This is a genomic window from Marinomonas sp. MED121 (genome assembly GCF_000153025.1).
Lineage (GTDB): Bacteria > Pseudomonadota > Gammaproteobacteria > Pseudomonadales > Marinomonadaceae > Marinomonas.
Genome location: NZ_CH672435.1, coordinates 52,715 through 74,636, shown reverse-complemented (window position 1 = coordinate 74,636; position 21,922 = coordinate 52,715). Strand labels below are relative to the sequence as shown.

General features: G+C 44.9%; 7 protein-coding genes. 5 read left to right on the top strand and 2 right to left on the bottom strand.

Annotated elements, in window-relative coordinates; translation table 11 throughout:
* Window positions 1-69: 69 nt before the first annotated feature.
* The gene (locus MED121_RS22555) at window positions 70-798 is read left to right on the top strand and encodes a hypothetical protein (RefSeq protein WP_009836132.1); all 729 of its coding nucleotides are present in this window, start codon (window positions 70-72) and stop codon (window positions 796-798) included.
* Window positions 799-1,160: 362 nt separating this feature from the next.
* On the opposite strand, the gene MED121_RS22550 is transcribed toward MED121_RS22555, so the two are convergent.
* Window positions 1,161-2,609: a diaminobutyrate--2-oxoglutarate transaminase gene (locus MED121_RS22550; RefSeq protein WP_207382865.1), complete on the bottom strand. Its 1,449-nt coding sequence runs from the start codon at window positions 2,607-2,609 to the stop codon at window positions 1,161-1,163.
* A 79-nt stretch (window positions 2,610-2,688) separates the two neighbouring features.
* Window positions 2,689-2,895: an MbtH family NRPS accessory protein gene (locus tag MED121_RS22545; protein ID WP_036181718.1), complete on the bottom strand. Its 207-nt coding sequence runs from the start codon at window positions 2,893-2,895 to the stop codon at window positions 2,689-2,691.
* A gap of 229 nt (window positions 2,896-3,124) precedes the next feature.
* Here MED121_RS22545 and MED121_RS22540 point away from each other — a divergent pair, with 229 nt between their 5' ends.
* From MED121_RS22540 to MED121_RS22525, 4 genes are all read left to right on the top strand, one after another.
* Window positions 3,125-4,108 (top strand): TauD/TfdA family dioxygenase, encoded by a 984-nt coding sequence (locus MED121_RS22540; RefSeq protein ID WP_009836128.1) that lies wholly within the window; start codon window positions 3,125-3,127, stop codon window positions 4,106-4,108.
* 115 nt (window positions 4,109-4,223) lie between these two features.
* A complete protein-coding gene (locus tag MED121_RS22535) occupies window positions 4,224-6,368 on the top strand; it encodes an AMP-binding protein (protein ID WP_009836127.1) in 2,145 nt (714 codons plus the stop codon).
* Window positions 6,369-6,370: 2 nt separating this feature from the next.
* Entirely contained in the window at window positions 6,371-11,698 is a 5,328-nt protein-coding gene (locus MED121_RS22530; protein WP_009836126.1) for a non-ribosomal peptide synthetase, read from the top strand.
* Window positions 11,699-11,736: 38 nt separating this feature from the next.
* The gene (locus MED121_RS22525) at window positions 11,737-21,921 is read left to right on the top strand and encodes a non-ribosomal peptide synthetase (RefSeq protein WP_242603247.1); all 10,185 of its coding nucleotides are present in this window, start codon (window positions 11,737-11,739) and stop codon (window positions 21,919-21,921) included.
* Window position 21,922: the final 1 nt, after the last annotated feature.

The following is a 21,922-nucleotide window of genomic DNA, read 5'->3' as shown; positions in this document are numbered from 1 at the left end:
ATGGCTATTCTTGTAAACTTTCTCGACAGTATTCAAAATACACGAGTGTATTATTTATAGGTGAAATCGATGAATCAAGTAAAATGGGGAATTCTTCAAGGATTTAACCCAAAAAGTAATTCCATTAAAAAATGGACCAACCCCAATTGTGAGTCTTGTAAAGGTGCTTTAACTCCTTGGGTTGATTGGTGTTCATTTAGTGGTTGTATCGGCTATTGTAGTAACTGCTCGTTTTTTTATTTTGTCAAATCTCGCTTGATTCCAGCTTCTGGAATTCACTCCAGAGCAGAAGTAAGCGAACTTGTTGGACATGATGTTGTAAAAGTATTTCAAAATTTAGTTGATGTCAGGTTCGCTAAAGAAATTTGGGAGCTACATAAAAAAGTTTCCATTACTTTTCAAGATTCAAATAAAGTATTCGATTGGATAAATAATCTTGAAGAAAAGATTGAATATGCTGTTTTACTTAAACACATGTTATGGACTTTAATTTGGAACGCTAAAGAAAAATCATTTAATCATTTACGAGCTTATCTTAATTTTGTTTATGAACATCCTCATTATGTGAAATTAGGAGTTCACTCAGTGTGGGTTGGACATGAGGCAGATATATCGAGGGAAATTGAGGCAACATTCGGGTGTCATGTTGTAGAAGTATTATATGAGCTTTATGAGAGGGAAAATTTAACCCCAAGCGAATTTAATAGTAGGCTGGGTTTTTATATTCCTCAAAATAATGAATATTTAGAGCCCTTTGGTAAAGTTTTTACTGATTACGCCGTAAAATCCAGACGCTGACAAATTAATTAAACTTGTATTTATTTAAACTTAATAAAAAATATTTGTGGTGGTGTTGGATTTAGTGCTCTCGTTGATCACTCTACCAAATCCCCTAAAACGGACTAATACAGGTGTCATCCAATAAAGCACTAAACTCCATAGCCTTAGCTATTTGCATATGCTGTTTGTACATCTTATCTAGCATGATCACTTCGATCGAAATCATGTCTATTATGCTCATCCATGACGGTACTTATCCAAAGTGATGTTTAGTTCTAGCTTTAGAGTGAAGCCGCTAAATAAAACTACTTAGCGGCAAGTGGAGGAGAGCACTTTTTCTTTGTTTTAAGATTGCCTTAAAACCTCACTTAACCAGCTCATCAGGTGGTTTTAAGGGTAACGATATCAATCGCTTCAGCCAGCCTTTCTGCAATGGTATCGACTTCTTCCTCTTTGATGATCAGCGGAGGAAGCAGGCGGATAGTCGAGCCAAAGCGGCCACCGAGTTCGACGATTAAACCTAGCTTGAGGGCTTCTTGTTGTATTGCTCTAGCCCGTTCGCCATCCACTGGGTATTGCCCAAGACTATCTTTTTCTGCGAGAGGGTTAACTATTTCGACCCCAAGCATAAGGCCGCGACCACGAACATTGCCTACTAGTGGGCTTGTGATCTTGGCTAAATGGGTCTTTAGTCTAGCGCCCATGTCTCTTGCATGCAGGTGAAGGTTTTCTTCTAACAGGTGGCGCATAACCACACGACCACTTGCAAGAGCGAGTTGGTTACCTCTAAACGTCCCGGCGTGTGCGCCTGGTTTCCAAAGGTCAATGTCACTCTTGTAGACTATGACTGCCATTGGTAGGCCGCCGCCAATCGCTTTTGATAATACGATAATGTCAGGCTCGATGCCGGCATGTTCAAAGGCAAATATCTCACCCGTTCTTCCCATGCCAGCTTGCACCTCATCAACTATGAGTAAAATGCCATGCTGTTGAGTGAGTCTTCTAAGGCCTTTTAGCCATTCGTTGTCTGCAGGAATCGCACCGGCTTCACCTTGTACGGCTTCAAGTATGATTGCCGCAGGTTTTAGTACACCAGATTCTGGATCAGTTAGCATGGTTTCAAGCTGGTTTAAGCTGGCTTTTACGCCGTCTTCGCCAAGGCCATATGGGCAACGCGGTGCATAAGGGTAAGGCATAAATTGGACATCAGGCACTATGGCGCCAATCGCAGATTTAGGCCCTAGGTTACCCATAATAGAAAGCGTGCCTTGGGTCATGCCGTGATAAGCGCCAGAAAACGCAATAATGGTATTTCGCCCTGTTGCTGTCTTCGCAAGCTTGATCGCGGCCTCTACGGCATCTGCGCCACAAGGGCTGCAAAACTGCACCCGTGCTTGTTTTGCCATGTTAGGTGGCAGTAGTTGAAACAAGGTGTCGATGAACTCTTCTTTTACTGGGGTGGTGATATCCAGTGTTTGAAGAGGTACGCCACTGTTTAATGTTTGCGTAATGCTTTCTGCGATTTCTGGATGGCTATGACCTAAAGCTAAGGTCCCAGCAGCCGCTAAACCATCAATGAAGACTTGTTGTTCAGTGTCTTGTAAATATATGCCTTGGCCTCTGGTTAGGGCTAAAGGGATACGTCGAGGATAACTACGCGCGTTTGATTCTCTATTTTCTTGATTCTCTAAGTGAATAGTTGATTTTAAAGCGCGGGTAGGTTGCTCTAAAAATACATTTAGATTTAATGGCTCTTTATTTGAGCCCTTGATCGATAACATTGTTTGATCGTGCTTAGGTACGACGATCTCGCTATTGGTGTAATTCACTGTGTCTCCAAACTATAAAAAATTCACTTAGAAAATGTTGCTCTAACTGAGTGCAATGGCTGCGTAATCATGTTTTAGCTCACTGGTTTGCCATTGCGTCTTGAAGGCTTTTAGGGCGCATATCTGTCCAATTGTCTTTAATCCAACTCAGACATTCTTCTTTTTTCCCTTGTTTACCGACCTCGCGCCACCCAGCAGGAATTTCTTTGTATTCAGGCCATATTGAATATTGCGCTTCTTTGTTAACGACGACACTGAATGTGGTGTTTGGGTTATCAAGGCTCATGTTTTTCTCCGTATTTTGTTCCATAAAAACGAGTATTTAAAAATAACATTTAATGCAAATGAGATTAGAGGTGTTGTTTATAATTTAAATGCAAATAATAATCAATCTTATTCTGTTTTTTGAATAAATTGTGTATGATCGCCTCCTGATATCCATTTAGATGCTGGTACATAGCAAAAGTAGCAGAAGAGTTTGTGAAAAATATTTTTTAGATTGATAGGGTTTTTTGATGCTAATTCAGAAAGAAAAAATGGTTGATAGCAGTGTTTCTACTTGTCAGTTGGAAGGCCAAGGTCTTTTGCCTCTTGTGATAGAGCCTAGAGCAGAGGCGGACTGGCGTACTTGTTTTGCCGATATTAAGCAAGTGATCGACGCTCAGTTGGAAAAAGTAGGTGGCGTGTTATTACGTGGATTTCAAATTACTGGGGAAAAGGATTTTCAAGAGTTTGCTAAAGCTTTTGGTGAAGAGCTCTTAAGTTACGACTATGCCTCGACACCTCGTAGCAACGTGGAGGGTAAAGTATATACCTCAACAGAATATCCTTCTCATCAAGTGATTCCTTTGCACAACGAGCAGGCTTATACCTTAAGTTGGCCAATGAGAATTTGGTTCTGCTCATTGAAAGTGGCAGAAGAGGGGGGCGAAACACCGATTGCCGATAGCCGTCAAATTTATAATTTAATCGACCCTGATATTCGTGCCCGTTTTGAACAGAAGAAATTAATGTATGTTCGTAATTACGGCAACGGTCTGGACTTGCCTTGGGAAAAAGCCTTCAACACAGAAAGCAAATCGCAAGTTGAGTCCTTCTGTAAAGAAAATCAAATTGAATTTGAATGGCTAAACGATGATGAATTACGTACTCGTCAAGTCTGCCAAGCCACTATCACTCATCCAAGGACAGGGGAGAAAGTCTGGTTTAATCAAGCTCATCTTTTCCATGTCTCTAATTTACAGCCCCATGTGCGTGAAACCCTGATCTCGATTGTGGGTGAAGAGAACCTGCCGCGTAATGTTTATTACGGCGATGGCAGTGCCATTGATGAAAAGGATTTAGATCATGTGCGCCAAGTGATGGATGACTGTGAGGTGAAATTCTTGTGGGAAGAAGGTGACGTAATGATGCTGGATAACATGTTGACAGCCCATGCCCGAGGCACCTTTAAAGGTGAGCGTAAAGTGGTTGTGGCGATGGCTGAGTCTAATCAATAGCCCAATAGATGCCGAACTTTGTCCAGATTTTAAGTATTTAAAGCCCAAGTTATCAGGGCACCAATGTCATTTTTACACTGACCTCTAAAGAAAAGGAGGTCGTAGGAGCGTTTTCATGGATCAGGATTGTCTGATTGATACCCCTTCTTATTCAAATCTTATCGAACTATTGGAGCACCAAGTAAGCTCTAATGGTGATAAAACCTGTTTTACCTTGTTGGCGAATGGTTCTGATGTCGCTGAAACGATTAGCTATGCGCAGTTGAGTACACGTGCTCGTGCTATGGCTGTTGAGTTGAGGGCGCTATCTGAGCCAGGCGATCGAGCTATGTTGTTAATGCCAAATGGTATCGACTATATAGTGGGCTTTTTTGGTTGTATTTATGCTGGGCTGATTGCTGTAACAGCCTATGCACCGCAACAGCGTCGCCGTGACTGGGGGCGTTTAACCAGTATTTTAAAAGATGCCGATGCAAGTCTCGCGCTTTGTAGTGCTGAACATAATGATCAGGTGAAAGCTTGGTTGGCAGAGAGTGACCAAGCTTGTCATCAATTTGTGGTGGGTGAAGAGGCGATAAACTCAGCAGCACAATGGGTTATGCCAAATATTAATGCTGAGACGGTGGCTTATCTTCAATACAGTTCTGGTTCCACCGGTTCACCAAAAGGCGTGATGCTAGGGCATGGTAATTTAATACAGAATACCGCGCTAATCGTTCAAGAGCTCTCATTGACTGAGTGCGGAAATATCGTGAGTTGGCTGCCTATGTATCATGACATGGGCTTTGTGGGCTTTGTCTTGGCGCCAATGTGTGCTGGTGCTTCTGTTTGGTTGCTCCTTCCTCCTGTTGTTTTGCAAGCCCCTTTCCTTTGGCTTAAGGCGATTTCTGATCATAAAGCCGTGTTGAGCGGCGGGCCGAATTTTATCTATGAGCATTGTGTTGCACGAGTCAGTGAAGAGCAGAAGCAAACTTTAGATTTAAGTCATTGGCGTTTTGCTGTAAATGGCGCAGAGCCGATACATACAGCGACTTTGGAAAAATTTAACCAAACCTTCGCTGAGTGTGGTTTGTCTAAGCATGCTTTAAAGCCTTGTTATGGCATGGCAGAGACCTGCTTGTTTGTGACTTCAACGGCCATTGATCAGTCTTATCGAAATGTTCAGCTTAATAAGGCGGCGTTGCAAAAAGGCAGATTGGTAAGGGTTAAGGAAGGCGATTTAAATGAGCAAGACTTGTTTGAAAACCTGGTAGATGTTCCTTCCTCAGGCCGTTTAAATGATCAGATGGCGGTGTCTATTGTGGATCCTGAAACAAAGCAAGTGCTTGCAGATGACAGGGTGGGCGAGATTTGGATTCGCGGTGCTAGCGTAGCACAGGGGTATTGGAACAAGCCTGAAGTGAACGCTGAGGTATTCAATAATGACGTACTTTTTTATTCGCAAACCACAAAGGATGTTGTTGACAAAAATGGGGGTTACCTTCGTACGGGGGACCTTGGCTTCATTTTAGATGGCTGGCTTTATGTCAGTGGTCGAGCAAAAGAAGTCGTCATTGTTAATGGCCGTAATCTTTACCCTCAAGATATAGAAGCAAGCGTACAGGTGGTTGATAAAGACCTAGCGCCACATGGTGGGGCTGTGTTCCAAACAACAGATAATAAGGTTGTCTTGGTGCAAGAAGTCACTCGCCAAGGCATGCGCAACAAAAACTATGAAGACATTATTTTAAGTATTCGCCAAGCGGTTGCTGAAGAGTATGACATTAGCCTGTCTGCTGTGGTGTTAATCAAACCTGTGTCATTAGCAAAAACCACCTCAGGTAAAATTCAGCGCCTTAAAAATCGTGATCTATACGAGCAAGGTGCGTTAACTCAAGTGGCGCAATGGCAGATGGATGGCGAAGCGGATACTGCGATTGAGGAAAAGGAATCGAATGAGCCTGAGCTGATGTCAGGTAATGAAGCGTCGATTTCTCACTGGATCTGTTATTGGATCGCACAGCGTTTGCAAGTTGCTTTGGATGATGTGAACCCAGAGCAAAAATTGGCTGGAACAGGGCTTGATTCGGTTGATTCAATGACATTAACCCATGAGCTGTCTCAGCGTCTAAATCTGGATCTATCAGCGGAATTAATCTGGCAATATCCAACCACCAAAGCGTTGGCGACCTATCTTGCATCGACACAAAGCGGTTCGAAGTCTCATCAAGTGGATCTAGAGGTAAATGAAGAAGAATGCCTACTTGAGGGGGAGATTTAATCATGTCTTCTAAAAAAAATAGCCCTCAAATAAACAGCGCTAAAAAAAATAGCCCTCAAAAAAACAGTGCTCAAACAAGCAGAGCTCAGACAAACAGCACTCAAGCCGTCCTTCCATTACTTAGAGAGTGTTGGTTAAAAGGCGTCACCTTAACGCTAAGCCAAGGCAAGCTAACCTTTAAAGCCGCCAAAGGCGTCATGGATCAAGCGCTCCTTGCTCAAATACGGACTAATAAAGACCTTATTATTGAGGCGCTTACTCAGCAGCCAGATTATTTTGCACCTAGACCTTTGGGGCTTAATGAGAAATCCCTTTGGTTCTTACATCGCATGGCACCTGAGAGTGCGGCTTATAACATGGCCTACGCAATCAAGTTGAATAGCTGTGTAACGATTGACGCAGTTCAGCAAGCCTTTATTGAATTATTAAAGCGTCATCCTATTTTGTGTAGCCCTTATGGGGAGCGAGATGGGGATCCTGTTCAATGGTTGGCAGCGCCAGATAGCCAGCAAGGTATAGAAGCTATAGAGAGCAGCGAAAATAGCCATAGTTTGTCTGTACTATCGCTAAATAATGCCAATCAAAAGCAAATTAATGGCTGGATTTCCCGTGAAGCGGACAAGGCGTTAAAGCTGGATGAGGGGCAAGTGTGTCGTGGAGCCTTATTAGCCAACACCTTAAGTGATGAGCAGCAGCTTTACTTCACCATGGTGATTCACCATATCGCAGCGGACTTTATGTCATTCGAAGTTTTGCGTCAGGAGCTGGTGCAATTATTAGGTGTCCAAAGCATTGATAAGCTAGATGCTCAGTCTGTTGAAACCATAAGTTATCGTGACTGGTGTGCCAAACAGCAACAAAGTGTTTTAACAGGAGAGGCGACAGAGCAATTTTGGCTCGCGCAATTGGCCGATTTACCGCAACTCAACTTACCGACAGACTTTCCTCATAGTGCTAAAACGGGCTCAGACGGGGAAGAGATTCAATTTAATCTGTCCGAATCTCAAGGGGCGCAATTACGACAGCAATGTCGTCAATTACAAGTGACGCCTTATGTTTGGTTTATGTCTGCGTTTCAATGGTTTATGGGGCGTTTATCTGGCCAAGATGATTTTATTATTGGTACCCCAAGTTCTGGTCGTTTGTCCTCAGAAGATGCTCGTCTAGTTGGCTATTTGGTTAACCCATTAGCCCTAAGGTGTCGACCTGATTTGCTTCAGTCTTTTGAGGCTTGGGTCGCGCAAGTGGATGAGCAGACACAGCAGGTAATGAGGCATCAAGGCTATCCATTTTCTGCCTTGGTCGAAAAATTAGACGTAAAGCGTGAAGCGGGTCGATCACCTGTTTTCCAGCATATGTTTACCCTAAACCACGAGAGACCAGAAGCAGGCATGCAAGGTATCGTGGAGGCCGAGCTGCTAGCAGAGCAGCGCGGTGCCGCCCATGATTTGAACCTAGTTGTTGTCGATAGTCGCACTGGCTTTCTTGGTAAATGGCGTTACAGCAATAGCTTGTATCGTCGTGAAACCGTTGAAAGTATTCGTGATAGCTTTCTTCATTTTATCGATCAGCTGCTTGCAGATGCGTCACAACCTTTAAATCATCTGGATTTAGCGACCGCTGATACGGCTTCGGTATTAGTGGGTGAAACACTTGCGCCAGTGACAGACACAGCATGGAATGCATTTGCAAACATTGCTCAAACACAGCCAGATAATATTGCTCTAAAAAGTGAAAATCAGACCCTTAGTTATGCTGACTTGATGCAAAAGGTTGATCTTACTGCGGTGTTTTTACAGCAAAAAGGGGTTAACTCCGGCAAACGTGTCGGTATCTGTTTAGAGCGAAGTGTTGAGCAGCTTGTCGCTATGTTGGCTTGTTGGCGTTTAGGGGCGACCTATGTGGCGATGGACCACAAGTGGCCGGATAGTCGATTGCAGTTTATTTGCCAAGATGCAGAGCTAGTGCTGGTAGTGGGCCAAGATGAGGGTGCTTTTGAGCATTCAGAAAACACTGAAAGCCCAGAAAGTTCAGAAAATATAGTTGCTCCAATTTGGTTGCCTAAAGCCTGCCTTTGGGTAAATCAAACCATGCTTTCCTCTCAGAGCACTCTTTCTTCTCAATCTACTCTTTCTTCTCAAGATAGGGGCGACCTTTCGCAAACAGATGCTTTGGCTGAAAGCCTGCTTCCAAGTGAAAAGGATGTGGCTTATGTGATTTACACTTCAGGCTCAACTGGGCAACCTAAAGGCGTGGAAGTCAGTCAATCTAACTTGATTCACTATGTCACTGGTGTGCTGGATCGTTTGCAATTAACTGAGAAGGCAAGCTTAGCTTCCCTTGCCAGTAATGGTGCGGATCTTGGTTATACCGCTATTTACGGGGCATTGTTGAGTGGTCGTACCCTGCGTTTGCTAGCAGAAGATTTAGCCTTTGATGCTGAAGCCCTAGCAGAAGAGTTAGCATCGTCTCCAGTGGATTGCCTTAAAATTGTGCCTTCTCATTTAAATGGCATCTTGCTGGCAACAGCGCGTTCAGAGTGGTTACCGAATGAAGCTCTGATTCTTGGTGGTGAAGCCATCTCGCCAGAGCTTGTTGCCAAAGTCTCTGTCCGTAAAAAGACCATGTCTATTTTTAACCACTATGGCCCGACTGAAACGACTATTGGCGTCGTAGCTCAAAAGCTTGATCTATTGAGTGAGAGCATTGCCCTAGGACGACCTTTAGCGAACGTAGGAACACGAGTGGTTGATGCGTGTGGGCGAGTTGTGCCGCAAGGCTTTGCAGGTGAATTAGACGTTTCTGGTCCGACCTTAGCAAATGGCTATCTTGGCCAAGCCGCATTAACAAAAGAGCGCTTCCATCAGGTTGATGGCAGATCTTGGTATCGTACGGGCGATAGGGTGAAGCAAGTGGGTGAAGTGCTTTACTTTATTGGTCGTAGCGACTTTCAAATTAAGATTCGAGGTTATCGTGTTGAGCCAGGAGAAGTGGAAGCTTGGCTGAAGCAGCACCTTGATGATGCTGTCGTACTGAATGTGCCTGATGAAAGGCAAAATAACCGACTCGTCACTTATATAGTAGTTGGTGAAGGAGAAGGAGAAGGAGAAGGAGAAGGAGAAGGAGAAGGAGAAGGTAAGACTTCTTATATTAATGAAAAGCTGGATTCTCTTAAAGCTAGAATGCAGTCTGAATTGCCGGATTATATGGTACCTGCTGTTTGGGTCCCGCTAGAGCGCTTGCCACTTTTAGGAAACGGAAAGCTAGATCGCAAAGCCTTACCTGATGCCGATGCTTATATTGAAAAGGCCAATCTTGTTGAAGCTAATTCAAGCGAAAGCTCATCACTTGCATCAACACTTACACCTACAGAAAGTGCCTTACTGACTATCTGGCAAACCTTGCTGGGTAAGCCTGCGCTAACCATACATGATAACTTTTTTGCAAATGGTGGTGACTCGATTCTAGGCTTGCAGATTATTGCCAAGGCGAAAAAAGAAGACATCACTCTCACACCTAAAGCCATTTTTGAGCATCAAACTGTTGCCGAGCTTGCCTTGGTGGCAAAAACACCTGAAAAGCCAGAAAGCCAGCTGGAAAAGGCGTTACTTGAAATTGCTAAAGAGGTGTTAGGAAAGCCAAATCTCACCGCAAAGGATAACTTTTTTGCAGTCGGTGGCGATTCAATACTGAGTTTGCAGATTATAGCGAAAGCCAAATCGTCTGGCATTGCATTGACACCAAAGCAGGTGTTTGAACATCAAACCATGGCGGAGCTAGCGCTTGCAGCACTAGAGGCGAATACCGCTAAGGCGACATCAGCTAAGGCTGAAACAAGATCACAAAAAATTATTCTTCCTAGTGAGCCTTTCGGACTTACGCCGATACAAGCATGGTTCTTTGAGCAGCAAGGCGATAGACCACAAGAAAGCTTATCCCATTGGAATCAATCGCTTCTGCTTGACGCTAATATCGATTTGGATATTTCTGCTTTACGTGCAGCGGCTTTGACCTTGATAGAGCGTCACCCAAGCTTACGTTTGGCCTTTTCTAAAGGATCAGAGCCATCCTTTGCTGCTTGGCAGCAGGTTTATCAGCCAATTGAGTCAAACTGGGGTGAGCGCTTAGTTCAGGAATATGATGGCGATGATGTTAACGCAGAGGATGTAAATAGCCCTGTACTGGCCTCACTGCAATCTGATTTTAAACTCGACCAAGCGCCTCTTGTTAAATTTGTGTGGCTGTCAAAATCGAAGCAACTCTTATGTGTTGCCCATCATTTGATTATGGATGCGGTTAGTTGGCAGGTGTTGCTACAAGATCTTCATGCTTTTTATAAAGCTGCGTTATCTAACCATTCGAACGCCTTTTCCGCTCCAGATGTGGCGCGTTTTGACCAGTGGCAAGATTACCTAGCTGAGCGCGCAAGCCAGCTGGATGTGCAAGCTGCCACCGCTTATTGGGCCGCTCAGATTCAAACTGAGTTACCGCAAGTGGATGCCAATAATTCTTACGAAAACAGCGCACAGGTGAGTGTGAGTTTAAGCCAAGAACTCACTCAAAAATTGCTAGGTGATGCCAATGTGGCCTACAAGACCCGTGTGCAAGAACTATTGCTGACTGCCTTGGCAAAAGTGCTAGGCCAATGGCAGCAATTGCCAGATGTGACCATAGAGCTTGAAGGTCATGGACGAGAATCGGGTGACAGTGACTTGGATTTATCCACCAGTATTGGCTGGTTTACTAGCCGCTTCCCACAGAAGTTGTCTGCCGTGGTGGATTGGGAATCCGCATTAATTCACAACAAAGAGCAGCTGCGCCGTCTACCGGAAAAAGGCTTGGAATACGGCCTATTAAGGTATTTAAGTCTCTCTGGCGCTGACACTGGCTCACAAGACGCTGCAGCCAAGCCAAGCTTTAAACAAATCTTTAATGAGCGAAGTCACAGTTTTGTGTCCTTCAACTATTTAGGACAACAAGACGGATTGGCGGGGGATAGCCCGTTCTCATTATCCACGCCTTTATGCCCTGGAATGAAAGCGGCGACGGCGCTACGACCTCATGTTTTAGATATTAATGCGGTGATCTTGTCAGGTGAGTTACATCTTGAATGGACCTACCCAGCGTTAAATCAGCAGGAGAATAGCGAAAACAGCCATAACCTTTATGCCTGTGTACCTGAGATCGCTGAGAACTATATGAATGAATTGGTCTTGCTGATTGAGCATTGTTGCCACCCAAGTACGGGTCGTGCAACGGCCATAGACTTTCCTGACGCTGATATTACAGACGCGGAATTTATTGATTTACTTGCAGAATTGGAGGCCTGAGAGCGAAAGCTCTCATAAGACTGACTATGAAGAACCTAATGACTTCAATTTCTCATGCATCACCAGAAATGAATGCTTTGTCGAATAAAATTGAATCGATTTACCCACTTGCACCTATGCAAGAAGGCTTGTTATTTCATACCTTGATGAACCCTGAACAAGGTATGTATCTACTACAATATCGCCATGTTATGGAGATGGAATCCCTTAATCAAACAGCATTTCAACGGGCTTGGAGTGCAGTGGTACAGCGCCATGAGTTATTGCGTACTGCGTTTGTCTGGAAGCAGCAAAAGCGGCCTTTGCAAGTTGTTTATAAAGAGGTTGACCTGCCTGTTGAGTTAATGGATTGGCGCGGGGTGAGTGAGCAAGCGCAGCAACAAAAACTAGATGAGATGTTAGCCCAAGAAAGACAAGCTGGGCTGGACTTTAATAAAGCGCCGATTATGCGTGTGCGTCTTATTCAACTGGATGAAAACCGCTATCAGTTTGTCCGTAGTTATCATCATATCTTGATGGATGCTTGGTGCTTCTCATTAATCATGATGGACTTTTTGACCTACTACCGTGCTTTTGTAAAAGGAGAGCAGGTAACACTGCCAAAACCTCGCCCTTATCAAGACTTTATTCGCTGGTTGCGTGAACAGCCTGCTGACACCCACAAAGATTTTTGGCAGCAAAGGCTGGCTGGCTTTGATGTCCCCACTTCTCTTGGGATACGTGAGCCCAAGCAATATTTAGAGGCTGATCCTGTTGTTGATCTTATCGAGCATCTAAGTGTTGATGACACCGCCAAGCTACAAGCTTTAGCAGCACAAAATAAAGTGACGCTTAATACCCTAATACAGGGCGCTTGGGCGTTATTGCTAAATAGATACAGTGGTGAACAAGACCTGCTTTTTGGGGTGACTGTGGCGGGTCGTCCGGCTCATATGGAAGGCATGGAATCCATTGTTGGCTTGTTTATTAATACCTTGCCGCTGCGCTGGCGTGTTAGCCCAACCGCGTCTTTAGGTGAGTGGCTGCGTGCCTTGCAAACGGAAAACCTGGCTTTGCGTGAGCATGAAACCAGCTCATTGGCTGATATCCAGCAATGGAGTGAGGTTGAGGGGCAGGATCTATTTCAAAGTTTGTTCGTGTTTGAAAACGCGCCAATGGATGCGGGTTTGAGTCAGGAAAACCTTGAGTTTATCGTCCAGAACGCGACTAACAGAACCCATACTAACTACCCCATTACTGTGGTGATTATTCCTGGTGAGTCTTTGCATTTGCAATTGACCTATCAAGGCCAAGATTTCTCCCATGATGCGGTAAGTATCATGTTGGGCCATTTTAAAACCCTATTGCTGTCTATGTTGACGCTTGATTCAAAGGCGACTTTGAGTCAATTACCTATGTTGCAAGCCGAAGAAGTTGAGCAGCAAAAATTATGGTCTGAAGGTGACAAGTTTGATTTAGGCGCGAGTTATATTGAGCGTTTTGATGCGCAAGTTGCCGCTAATCCAAATAAAGTCGTCGTCAGTGATGGGGAAACAACACTGACTTATGAAGCATTGAGTCAGCGAGTTAATGCCTTGACTCAAAAACTGGTTCACCATGGTGTCAAACTAGACAGCGTGGTTGCCCTGTTAGGTGAGCGTAATAGCGATTTTCTGGTCATGATCTTAGCGGTGCTAAGATCCGGTGCTGCGTATTTACCACTTGATCCTAGCCATCCTCCATTGCGTATTGCTCAAGTCTTAAAGCAAAGTAGATCAAGTTTAGTATTGGCAAATAAACAGTTTGAAGAGTTGGCCCTAGATGCCTTGTCAGCCAGCGCTTTGTCTGTTAGCGCTTTGTCAGAGAGTGACTTGTCAGAGTCTGGCTTAGATGGCGATAAACCGAGTGTCGCAACCTATGATAGAGCTGAATGGTCTACAAGCTATGAGGCGCCTGCTGGCTATGAAGCTTCTGCTAGCAGCGAATTGGCTTTTGATTCTGCTAAAGCGCCAGATCGCAAACTGGCGGGGCAAAACCTAGCCTATGTTATTTTCACTTCAGGATCTACCGGAACACCAAAAGGTGCCATGGTGACCCGAAATGGCATGTTGAATAACATGCTGGGTAAATTCGCTCCCTTACAATTAACCGATCAGGATGTCATTGCGCAAACCGCCTCTCAATGTTTCGACATCTCGGTATGGCAGTTTTTGATTGCGCCCATTCTTGGGGCAAGAGTCGAAATTCTGCCAGACTGTATAAGCCAAGACCCTGCTCGACTAGTCACTGAAATTGATCGTCGTGGCATTAGTGTCTTAGAGCCAGTTCCTGCTTTGATTCAAGGTATGCTTGCTACTGAAACATCAGGCTCTAAGTCGTCTTTGTCGACACTAAGATGGGTGTTACCAACAGGTGAAGCCTTACCGCCTGTATTGGCCCAACAATGGATAGAGCAATATCCGTCTATTCCGTTAATGAATGCCTATGGCCCGGCTGAGTGTTCAGACGATGTTGCCTTTTATCCTATTGTTGATCGCCTAAGTGACCAGGTGCTGCATGTGCCCATTGGTTCTGCCACAGCGAATAACCGTCTTTATTTATTAAGCCCTGAACTTGAGTTGGTGCCAATTGGTGCGATTGGCGAAATTTACGTGGCAGGTACGGGAATTGGCCGTGGTTATCTTAATGAGCCCGAGCGTACAGCGGGGGTCTTCCTACCTAACCCGTTTTTAAATAATGGCGAGCGTTTATACCGTACGGGTGATCTTGCCCGCTATTTAGCAGATGGCAGCTTACAATATGTAGGGCGAGTCGATTATCAGGTTAAGGTTCGTGGGTATCGAATTGAGTTGGGTGAAATTGAATCTAGATTGGCCCAGCACCCAGATGTTGATGAAGTGGTATTACTTGCGGCTAATGACAAAAAGCGTGGTAAGGTGCTGGTGGCATACATCGCAGGTGAGGCGCTAAATGGTGCTGCAAAAGAGCAGAATGAGCAAAATAACTGGCGCGAACTGCGTGATTTTGTGGCCCAAGGTTTACCGGATTACATGGTGCCGAGTGCGTTTGTTTGTTTGCCAAAACTACCTCGTAATAACAATGGAAAAGTCGATCGTAAGCAGTTACCGAGTGTTGACTTTAACAAACAGTTAGGGGCAGGTTATGTTGCGCCTACTTCGGAATTACAGCAGTCCTTATGTGAGACTTGGCAATCATTGCTTGGCTTGGATCGCATTGGCATCCATGACAACTTCTTTGAGCTGGGTGGACACTCCTTATTAGCCACTCAAATGGCGGGACAATTAACGCGCTTATTGAGCCGAGAAGTGCCCCTTCGAAGTATATTTGAGCAGCCGACCATTGCCTTACTGGCGAGCTGGATTGATGCGAATGAGGGGCAAAATACACTGCCACCGTTGAAATCCTTGCAAGGGAATAACACGTCATCTAATCAAGATGTGAAGGTGAAACTCTCTTGGTCTCAGCAACGTATGTGGTTCTTACAGCAATTGGACCCAGAAAGTGCCGCTTACAATTTACCGGCAGCGATTCGAATTCATAAAACCGCTGAAGGCAAAAAACTTAGCGTGACTGTGGCTGAACAAGCCCTGAATAGCATTATCTCTGAGCATGATATTCTGAGAACCCACTTTGTAGTTGAGCAGGGTGAACCTGTTCAGGTGATTTCACCAAAGGGCGACATTTCTATTTCTGTGTCGCACCTAGAAACAGAGGATGAAGCCTTATCTGAATCCTTATCTGAATCTGCAATCTTAGAAAAAGCGCTCAAAGCGGATGCCATGCAGCCGTTTTCATTGGATCAAGGTCCTTTATTACGTGTGAGCTTGTATGAGCTTGAGCACAGCCAAGTGTTGGCATTTAACTGTCATCATATTATCGCTGACGCTTGGTCTTTGCGTCTCTTGGTTGACCAGTTCTGCAAAATTTATCAAACCATTGTGAATGACCAAGCCCTTGCTTTGGCCACGCCAGAATTACAATACTCAGACTATGCTCTTTGGCAAAGAGAGCTGATGGATGAGGGCCATTTAGAATCGCAACTAGACTACTGGAAGACGTTACTTCAGCCAAAAGACAGTGCACAGCAATCTACGTCTGATGAGGCATTAGCATTGCCTGTTTTATCCCTTAGTAGTGATTACCCAAGACCAGAGCAGCCAAGTGGTGAAGGCAAACGTTATGTGACCACCTTGTCCGCGAGTATTGCCCAAAAACTGACTGACTTTGATCGCGCAGCAGGGCGCAGTCATTTTGCCTCTACCATGGCGGCATTCCAGTTGCTATTAGGTGCTTACAGCGGTCAAAAGGATATTCTGATTGGTGTGCCTGTGGCTAACCGCCACCATGCACTGACTCAAGACATCTTTGGTTGCTTCATTAATACCTTGGTACAGCGTGCTGATCTGACACCGACTCAAAGTGTAGAAAAGTTAATAGAATCGATTGCAAAGCAGGCGCAACAAGCTCAAGCTAATCAAGACTTGCCATTCGATTACTTGATTGATCAGTTGGGTGTTGATCGTCAGACAAGCTATAACCCGCTATTCCAATCCATGTTTAATTACCTCTCTGGTAAGGCGCTAGATCAATTAGAGCTAGGTGGTCTTGAGGTAGATGCCATAGATAACCGTCCAGACACGGCACTATGTGATTTCAAACTGGATGTACAAGCCCATGAAGGAACATTTAATTTAAGCTTTGAATACAGTACTGAGTTGTTCCAGCCCGAAACGGTTATTCGTATGGCCAATGACTTTGAGCGTATTTTGGAATGGATGCTTGAGAATCCAGAGTCTGAGCTGACTGAGATGGATTTATGGCAACCGGCTGATTCTGAGATGTTAGAGGCTGCGTCGATTCCTAAGGGCAAGAGTGTGTTAAGCCAGTTTGCCGAGCAGGTTAACAATCAGCCTGATGCGATTGGGGTTCAAGGTGGAGAAGCGGGCTCAAATCCTCTGACTTATGCTGAACTGAATAGGCACAGTGACCGCTTAGCGGTTCAGCTGCAGAAATCCGGTATCAAACAAGGTGATCGAGTCGCCCTTTGTGTCGATAGAGATCAACATATGTTGGTTTCTATCTTGGCGGTGCTTAAATCAGGTGCTGCCTATGTGCCGATTGAGCCTGAATGGCCTGCAGATCGTATGTCTTATGTTTTGGCGCACTCAACTCCAGTGCTATGTTTGGTAAATAGGGCATATCAAAGCAAGGTAACAGAGTTTCAGCCTGAATTGGCTTGTTTGGCTATAGGTGCTGATACTTGGTTTGATTTAGATAATACACTAGAAAGCGATTTAGATAGCGATACTTATAACGATCACCAAGTAACGACAGAACAACCTCTTGTCTATACAGAAAAGTCAGATACAGAAAAGCCAGATACAGAAAAGCCAGATCAACTGGCTTATATTCTCTACACCTCAGGGTCAACAGGGCGGCCAAAAGGAGTAGAGATCAGTCTCGGTAATCTTGCGTATTTATGTCGTGAGTTATCAGATTGTGTTCCGCTTTCAACCAAGGACAAGGTACTGTCTTTAACAACCTATTGCTTTGATATTTCCATTGTGGAGCTCTTGTATCCTTTAACACAGGGCGCAAGTATCTTGGTCGCAACCAATGAACAAACTAAAGATCCTCGACTCTTGGATCAGTTGCTTGATGCTGCTGTAAGTCACAAGCCTGTCAGTTTAATGCAAGCAACACCTGCCACTTGGAGTATGTTTTTAGCTCGCTCTCGTCGCACCCTTGATGGGGTGACGGCAATTTCAATTGGTGAAGCCTTGAGTGCAGAGCTAGGGCGTCAAATTTTGATGCGTGGCGCAGAGCTGATTAATGCCTATGGCCCAACAGAAGTGACGGTTTATTCCACCTACCAGGCAATCACACTTGCTGATTGTGATGCTGCAACATCGAGCGCAACCTTACCAATCGGTAAAGTTTTTAAAGGATTATCTGCCCATGTTTTAGATGATTCAATGCGTTCTGTGCCTGAGGGTGTAACCGGTGAGCTTTATTTGAGTGGGGACGGCGTAGGTCTTGGTTATCATAAGGCGCCTGACTTAACCGAAAAAGCCTTTGTTGCTAATCCCTATTGCTCTTCTCCTAATAGAACAGCGTTTGCTGGACATGAACGTTTCTATAAGACAGGTGATTTAGTGAGTCGTCGACTTGATGGCACGTTAGATTATTTAGGGCGAAATGACTTCCAAGTTAAATTACGTGGATTCAGGATTGAGCTAGGTGAAATAGAAGCCTTGTTGCCTCAACTTGATGGTGTTGATAATGCGGTTGTCTTGTTAGAGGGCAAAGGTGATCAAGCGAAATTAGTCGCTTATTGGAGTGGTGAACAAGGCGAATCGACTGCCTTGCGCGAGCATCTTGCTAAGCGTTTGCCTGAATATATGCTGCCCACTTTTTGGCAATGGCTGGATGTCTTGCCACAAAACGCCAATGGCAAGGTAGATCGAGGAGCACTACAGGCTTTGGCGCTTCCAAGTCTGGCGAGCGCACAAGCTCAAACCCAGGAGCGAACAGCGCCTCAAGGCCTTTGGGAAAAACGTCTTGCTTGCATATGGAATCAGGTTCTGTTGGGCGTTACTGATAAGGCAGCCGATAAAATTGCCAATAAAGTAGCTGATAAGGCCGCTGAGAGAGACAGTGAGCACATTGACATTGCCCGTGAAGATAATTTCTTCTCACTCGGTGGTCATTCCCTATTAGCTGCACGTATTGTGGCGGCTTTGGCAGAAGACTTTGCCGTGGATGTGCCGCTTCGTAGCTTATTTGAAAAACCGACCTTAATGGCTTTAGCAGCAGAGATTGAGCAACTAGAGCAGTCGACAGATGATAGCCAACCTTTCATTATCCCGTCTCGTAAGCGGACTGAAGCATCATCCGGTGCGAACTTGTTTCCGATGCACGCGACGCAAAAACGTCTTTGGTTCTTAGAAAAATTCAGTGGCGCAAGCCGAGCTTATCAGCTGACTTTATCCTTAAGAGTGAAAGGTAAGCTTAATTTAACTGCCTTACAACGGGCGTTAGCCGTATTAATGTCAGAGCAAAATAGCCTGCGTACTGTCTTTGTCGAACAAGATGGCGACTTGTATCAAGCGGTGCTCGCTGGCACTGAGAGTCGTCCTCTTGCAGTGCCACTTAGTGTACATAGTCTTGATTCAAGCTTGTTTGAACAGGCGAATGAAACGCTGTTAGTGGATACTTTGCGTGATTTATCTAATCAAGCATTTACCCCAGAAGAAAAGCCACCATGGCGTTTAGACGTGCTTGAAGCTGAGCAAGGTGAGGAGCATATTTTACAGCTGTGTTTGCACCACTTGATAGCAGATGCTTGGTCTTTAAAAGTCTTCTTTGATGAGTTGCAGGCTTTGTATTCAGACTCTGTGGCAGATGTGCTCAATATTGAAGGGCGTGAATCCCTTCCTTATCAGTTTGGCGACTATGCAAGCTGGTGGCAAGGTTCAGAAACCCGTAACACGCTTCAGCAGCAGCTTAACTATTGGAAAGAGAAACTAGCCGGTGAGCAGCCTTTATTGGACTTGCCGACGGATTTCCCTCGACCAAAACAGTTGAGTTCTAAAGGGCAGCGTTATCGTTTCACCTTACCTGAGAATCTGGTGGCTCAGTTGAAGCAGCAAAGCTCACAACGTCAGGTGACGGCCTTTGTTCCTTTACTCAATGCTTGGCAGTTATTGCTGTCTCGTTACAGTGGCCAAGATGATATTCAGATTGGTATCCCTGTGGCGAATCGTCAACAGGCTTATAGTGGAAAATTAATTGGTTATTTTGCCTCTACCCAAGTGGTTAAAGCCCCGCTTGCGTTACAAGAAAGCGTGGAAACAAGTTGGCAGCGTCTACAGCAAACTTTGACAGAAGCGCAGCAAAATCAGGATCTTCCTTTTGAGAAGTTGGTTGAAGCACTTGATTTACCAAGAGATAACGGTCGCGCACCTTTGTTCCAGTCTCTATTTAATCTGATTCAATTAGATTCAGATTCTCACTTTGCCGGGCTTGCTACAGAGCGAATCACCTTAGATGAAGGTACGAGCTTGAGTGAAATCGGCATGCAGATTGAGCAAGGCCAGAATGAACAAGGTAAGAGTGAGTGGTGCTGTGTGTTGGAATACAGCAGCGAATTATTCCTGCAAGACACCATGGCCCGTTACGCTCGCCACTATTTAAATCTGTTGACAGACATGTTGTCTGAACCTGAAAAACCTTTGTGTCAGGTTGAGATCTTATCTGGCTTAGATGGCAATTTAGATGAAAAGTTAGAGCAAACCTTTAATGACACAAGTGCTGAGCTGAAAGATGACTATGATCTGATCCGTCGTTTCGAATCACAAGTAGAGAGTACGCCAGAGGCGATAGCCATTCGCTTCCATGATGAATCTATGAGTTATCGTCGCTTAAATAGTGAGGTTAACCAACTTGCTCATTACCTGATGGATAAAGGGGTGGGTGCAGAGCAAAAAGTCGCTATCTTGCTTGATCGTGGTCCGTTAGCTGTGATCGCTCATCTAGCGGTATTAAAAGCGGGCGGGGCGTATATTCCCCTTGATCCTGCTCAACCTGCGGATAGATTAAGTTACATCTGCCAGCATGCAAAACCTAGCTTGCTAATCACCCAGACAGAAAATAGTGGCTTGGTTAAATCTAATGCTGATGTACTTACCCTAAACAGCCTGCCTAGCGAAAGCGGTTTAGCCTTCAACCTAGCGCTAAATCATGATTGGAATCTAAACCCATCTAGAGGCATCCATTATAGCCAATTGGCCTATGTGATTTACACCTCAGGTTCTACCGGTAAGCCTAAAGGGGTGGCCATTAGTCGAGGTAACTTAGCGAACTTCCTTCATGGTATGGGACAAAAAATCGCCATTAGTGAAACGGATTCTTGGTTGGCGGTGACGACGACCTCATTTGATATTAGTGCCCTCGAAATCTACTTACCTCTCTTACAAGGTGCGACCCTTTTGATGGCAGATAGCCAGCAAACTATGGACGTGGATGCTTTGTTTGAGCTGTTAAATCAAGCCACAGTCTTTCAGGCGACACCAACAACTTGGCAAATGCTACTCACCAAAAATGATGCTGTTTGGCCGGCATTGAAAGGCATTGTTGGAGGAGAGGCAGTACCTAACTATTTGGCGAAAAAGCTGATGGAAAAAGGTGTCACCCTCATAAATGCCTATGGACCAACTGAAACCACCATATGGTCAACGACCCATTCCTTCAATGAGAAGGGGGCTGTTGAAGCAAGTGATGTTGAAGAAGGTGCTCTTGAAGAAAGTGCTGTTGAAGAAGGCGCTGTTGAAAAAGGTATAAGCGAAGACGGTGTGGCAGCCATAGGTACGCCAATTCTGAATAACCGCTGTTACTTATTAGATGATCATTTGCAGCCAGTACCACTTGGTGCAACCGGTGAATTGTATATAGCGGGGGAAGGTGTGGCACGTGGTTATCAAGATGCTCCCGATCTCACGGCGAGTGTCTTTGTTCCTGACCCATTTAGCCAAGATGGCTCACGTTTATATAAAACAGGCGACCTTGTGCGTCTTGGTAAGAATGGCCTACTTGAATACATTGGCCGCAGTGATTTTCAGATCAAAGTGCGTGGTTTTCGTATCGAGCTTGGTGAGATTGAAAACAGCTTGCGCAAATTTGAGGGCGTGTCTGAGGCTGTTGTCGTTGCAGATGATAAACAGCGTTTAGTGGCCTTCCTGCAAACACAAGAAAGCATCTCCAGCCTAACCATGCGTGAGCTTTTAGAAGCCGAATTACCTGCTTACATGCTGCCTTACCAATGTGTTTGTGTGAGTCAGTTTGCACTTAACAGTAACGGTAAAATTGATCGTAAAGCCTTGACTTGTCAAGCCTCAGCGCTTGAGCTTCAGACATCGTCAGACAGGGTGCAAAGCCGCGCGCTTGAAGGGGATGTTGAACACCGTCTTGCTGATATTTGGCAGGCGTTACTTGGCACCTTACCAAAAGCAGAAGATAGCTTCTTTGTACTAGGCGGTCACTCTTTACTGGCAATGCAAATGATCGCGAAAGTAGAAGCCGAGTTTGGTATTCGTCTAGCCCTGCAATCCCTTTTTGAGAAACCGACGATTGCGGCATTAGCAGAACAAATTACTGGCTCTGATGAGCAACAAGATGATGAGCTGGACTTTATGGATCAGTTGCTCAGTGAATTTGAAGATTAGG

Coding starts and splice junctions, on each gene's coding strand:
- MED121_RS22525 (WP_242603247.1), top strand. CDS start 11,737: ATGACTTCAATTTCTCATGCATCACCAGAAATGAATGCTTTGTCGAAT.
- MED121_RS22540 (WP_009836128.1), top strand. CDS start 3,125: ATGCTAATTCAGAAAGAAAAAATGGTTGATAGCAGTGTTTCTACTTGT.
- MED121_RS22530 (WP_009836126.1), top strand. CDS start 6,371: ATGTCTTCTAAAAAAAATAGCCCTCAAATAAACAGCGCTAAAAAAAAT.
- MED121_RS22555 (WP_009836132.1), top strand. CDS start 70: ATGAATCAAGTAAAATGGGGAATTCTTCAAGGATTTAACCCAAAAAGT.
- MED121_RS22545 (WP_036181718.1), bottom strand. CDS start 2,895: ATGAGCCTTGATAACCCAAACACCACATTCAGTGTCGTCGTTAACAAA.
- MED121_RS22535 (WP_009836127.1), top strand. CDS start 4,224: ATGGATCAGGATTGTCTGATTGATACCCCTTCTTATTCAAATCTTATC.